Raw genomic sequence first — 3,992 nt, forward strand, 5'->3', positions numbered from 1 at the left:
TGGGCGGTGAGTTCGACGGTCGGCACCCAGCCGCTCAGGCCCAGCTCGAAGGCGGTGGGCGGCAGCGCGTCCACGGCCATCAGCAGCGAGAACGGGTCGGCGTCGCGGCCGTCGGCCAGGCCGAGCCAGGCGCGCATCTCGCCCCGCCCGCTCGGCGCGCCGACTGCCCAGCCGCAGGTGGCCGGGTCGAGGCGGAGGTCAAGGCGGTTGCCCATCTCGGGGCCCGCGTCCGGCCCGCCCGGGTTGTCGTGGGCGCTGAAGCACTGCTCGCGGGGCGGGATCGCCGGGGGCTTGGCGCTGGTGCGGACGTCGTCGGGCAGCGCGGCCAGGTCGCCGTAGGAGGCGAGGACGCGGATGCGCTCGATCTCGTTGCCCTCGGCGTCGGTCTGGAAGAGGCCGGCCGAGCCGCTGGAGAGGGTCCGGCCCGTACGGGCGGCCTCGGTGCGGATGACGGCGGGGCCGTGGGTGGTGGCCGAGAGGTAGTGCGCGGTGACGGTGAAGGGGTCGGGGTGGGGCAGAGCCTCACCGAGCGCGCGGCCGAGGGTGGCCAGCAGGTAGCCGCCGTTGAGCGCGTGGCCGATGGCCCAGCCCGGGGAGAGGTCGGCGTCGTAGACACCGGGCTCGCGGAGCCGTACGGCGGTGTCCCGGTCGAACTCGCTGAGGGTGGCTGCGGAGAGGGTGTCGGACATGAGATGCACGGTACACGGTGAAGTTACCGGCGGGTAGAGCAGCCCCTGACCCCGGCCCTCGCCGGTCGTACGGCTACAGCTCCGACTCCGTCGCCTCCGAGCGCCGGTGCCAGGCCCGCGGGGCCCGCCAGCCGAAGCGCAGCGCCAGCAGCCGGAAGACGAAGGCGAGCGCGGCGGCCAGCGTCATGGTCACGGCGTCGAGGGCGTCGAGGTGGAGGAGCAGCGCCGCCGCGGTGGCACCGATGATCGCCGGTACGGCGTAGAGGTCGCGGTCCCAGCGCAGCAGCGACGGCACCTCATTGGCGAGCACGTCACGCAGGACGCCGCCGCCGGCGGCCGTGGCGAGGCCCAGCACGGCGGACGCCGGCAGCCCGAGCCCGTACTCGTGCGCCTTGACGGTGCCGGTGACGCAGAACAGACCCAGGCCCGCCGCGTCGAAGACCATGACCGCCTTGTTGATCCGCTCGACGTGCGGGTGGAGGAAGAAGACCAGGGCGGTGGCGATCAGCGGGGCGTGGAAGTAGCCGATGTCGGTGAAGGCGGCGGGCGGCACCGCGCCGATGACCACGTCGCGGAACAGTCCGCCGCCGAGGCCGGTGACCTCGGCCAGGACGGCGATGCCGAAGACGTCGAGGTTCTTGCGTACGGCGAGCAGCGCGCCGGAGATGGCGAAGACGAAGATCCCGACGAGGTCGAGCCAGTGCTGCAGGGTCGGGTCGAGGAGGGGGCTCACCGGGCCCATTCTCCCGGTCACGACGCCACGTCAAGGAGGCCGGGGCGGCGGCGCTGCGGGACAGGCCGATAAGCGCCATACCGGACCAGAACGAAGCGTCTCGGATATACCGAACCTTTTGTGTCGCGACCGCTACCGCGCGTCCACGTCGGCGCCGCGGAATGTGAGTCGCTCCATAGGGCCCACGTCACATACGAAACCCCTTCGTAGGCACACCCACGCCGCATGCCCGCGTCGATGGGCATTGTCCGAATCGTCCGCTTTGCCCCACCAAGCCGGTTAGTAGGTCACTTATTTGGTTCTGTGCTCCTGAGCTTTTACCAATGGGCAGCGTCGCACTTCGCCGGAAACCAGAACCGGCGCCCCAGCCGATCCGGCTTTTCCGCGACGACGGCAATCGAAAGGTTTTCGCTCTCCTATGCGTACTGCTATCACCCGCCTGACCCGCACCCAGAAGTCCACCGCTGTCGGCCTCGCGGCCGTCGCAGGCGTAGCGGCCCTCAGCGCCGGCGCGTCGCCCGCCTCGGCCGCCGGTGGCGAAGCGAGCCATAGCCCTGCCAAGAAGACCGTGGGGCACTCGGTGAGCGCGGACGCGGGCACGAAGACCGCACAGGCCACGACGGGTAACCACGCCAAGGACATCAAGGCGGACCACCCCCTCACGCAGAGCCTCTCGAAGGGTGAGAAGCCGGCCGGCGACGCCAAGAACGCCAAGGACACCAAGGACGCGAAGGCGGACAAGCAGGCCACGGCCGCCAAGAACGCCAAGGCCGAGCAGGCGAGCAAGGCCAAGGAGGCCCGTGCGGACGCGGACGCCAGCCGCTCCACCGACCGCACCACCAAGTCCGACAACCTGGACGGCTGGATCAAGGAAGCCCGCGTCATCATGAAGGAAGAGGGCATCCCCGGCTCGTACCAGGGCATCAAGAAGAACATCATGCGTGAGTCCGCCGGCGACCCGAACGCCATGAACGACTGGGACATCAACGCCAAGAAGGGCACGCCGTCCAAGGGCCTGCTGCAGACCATTCAGCCGACCTTCGACGCGTACCACGTGGAGGGCACGACCGATAAGGTCACCGACCCGGTCGCGAACATCGTCGCCGCCTGTAACTACGCGGCCGACAAGTACGGCTCCATGGACAACGTCGACTCCGCGTACTGAGTCGGCCCGGCCCCGGCCGGACGGACAACAACGGCATAGCGCGAAAACGGAAGGGCGGCTGCGATGCACGCAGCCGCCCTCGTCCGTGCTCACGGACCGGTTCCACCCGGGACGTGCCCCTAACCGGCCAGCGGCACGGAGTCCTGCGGCTGCTGGTCCGGAGCGTTCTCCGGGTGGTGGCAGGCCACGTTGTGGCCGGTGCGCAACGCGACCAGCGGCGGCTCGGTCGTCTTGCAGACCTCGGTCGCCTTCCAGCACCGGGTGTGGAAGCGGCAGCCGCTCGGCGGCTTGATCGGCGAGGGCACGTCGCCCTGCAGCAGGATGCGCTCCCGGCCGCCGCCCGCCGACCTGCGGCGCGGGTCGGGCACCGGCACCGCCGAGAGCAGCGCCCGGGTGTACGGGTGCATCGGCGACTCGTACAGCGACTTCCGGTCGGTCAGCTCCACGATCTTGCCGAGGTACATCACCGCGATCCGGTCCGAGACGTGCCGGATGACGGACAGGTCGTGCGCGATGATCACGTACGTCAGACCCAGCTCGTCCTGGAGGTCGTCCAGCAGGTTGACGACCTGGGCCTGGATGGAGACGTCCAGCGCGGAGACCGGCTCGTCGGCGACGACCAGCTTGGGGTTGAGCGCGAGCGCCCGCGCGATGCCGATGCGCTGGCGCTGGCCGCCGGAGAACTCGTGCGGGTAGCGGTTGTAGTGCTCGGGGTTGAGCCCGACCACCTCCAGCAGCCGCTGCACCTCCTTCTTCACACCGCCCTCGGGCGTGACGCCCTGGAGCTTGAAGGGCGCGCTGCAGATGGCGCCGACGGTGTGCCGGGGGTTCAGCGACGAGTACGGGTCCTGGAAGATCATCTGGACGTCGCGCCGCAGCGGGCGCATGGCGCCCACGCCGAGGTGGGTGATGTCCCGGCCCTCGAACTCGACGGTGCCCGCGGTCGGCTCGAGCAGCCGGGTGATCAGGCGGCCCATGGTCGACTTGCCGCAGCCGGACTCGCCGACGACGCCCAGGGTCTCCCCCGCCCGTACGTCGAAGTCGATGCCGTCGACCGCCTTGACCGCCCCGACCTGGCGCTTGAGCAGACCCTTGGTGATCGGAAAGTGCTTCTTCAGGCCGCTGACCCGGAGCAGCGCCTCGCCGGGCTCCGGGTCGGCCTTGGTCAGCACCGTGCCCGACGCCTGCTGGGCTGGGATCGTCATCTGCTCGTCCTCACTCACAGCTTCGGCGCAATCTCTTCGTTCCAGATCCGCTCCCGGTCCGGCTGCGACAGGTGGCAGGCGGACTTGTGACCGCTGCCCACGTCGCGCAGATCGGGCCGGTCGGTGCGGGTGACGTTGCCCTTGGGCACGTCCGCGTACGCGCAGCGCGGGTTGAAGGCGCAGCCCTTGGGGATGTTGAT

Annotated in this window: 4 protein-coding genes and 1 pseudogene; 1 reads left to right on the top strand and 4 read right to left on the bottom strand. The window is 70.2% G+C overall.

Translation table 11 applies throughout. From position 1 onward, the window contains the following. The coding region (locus ACRDP3_RS07490; RefSeq protein WP_431516053.1) for a thioesterase family protein at nt 1–689 on the bottom strand (689 nt) is incomplete at its 3' end. Nucleotides 690–762: 73 nt separating this feature from the next. Beyond that, nucleotides 763–1,422, bottom strand: a complete 660-nt coding sequence (locus ACRDP3_RS07495) for a trimeric intracellular cation channel family protein (protein WP_431516054.1) — start codon at nt 1,420–1,422, stop codon at nt 763–765. 418 nt (nt 1,423–1,840) lie between these two features. Between ACRDP3_RS07495 and ACRDP3_RS07500 the strand changes: the two genes are divergently transcribed. Beyond that, a complete protein-coding gene (locus ACRDP3_RS07500; protein ID WP_431516055.1) occupies nt 1,841–2,587 on the top strand; it encodes a transglycosylase SLT domain-containing protein in 747 nt (248 codons plus the stop codon). A 119-nt stretch (nt 2,588–2,706) separates the two neighbouring features. On the opposite strand, the gene ACRDP3_RS07505 is transcribed toward ACRDP3_RS07500, so the two are convergent. Together ACRDP3_RS07505 and ACRDP3_RS07510 are read right to left on the bottom strand one after the other, a co-directional pair. Further along, on the bottom strand, nt 2,707–3,792 hold the full coding sequence (locus ACRDP3_RS07505) for an ABC transporter ATP-binding protein (protein ID WP_431516056.1): 1,086 nt from the start codon (nt 3,790–3,792) through the stop codon (nt 2,707–2,709). A 14-nt stretch (nt 3,793–3,806) separates the two neighbouring features. Then, nucleotides 3,807–3,992: pseudogene (locus tag ACRDP3_RS07510) on the bottom strand (ABC transporter ATP-binding protein); the annotation flags it as partial.

Origin of the sequence: Streptomyces sp. (genome assembly GCF_050698815.1) — a bacterium.
Classification (GTDB): domain Bacteria; phylum Actinomycetota; class Actinomycetes; order Streptomycetales; family Streptomycetaceae; genus Streptomyces.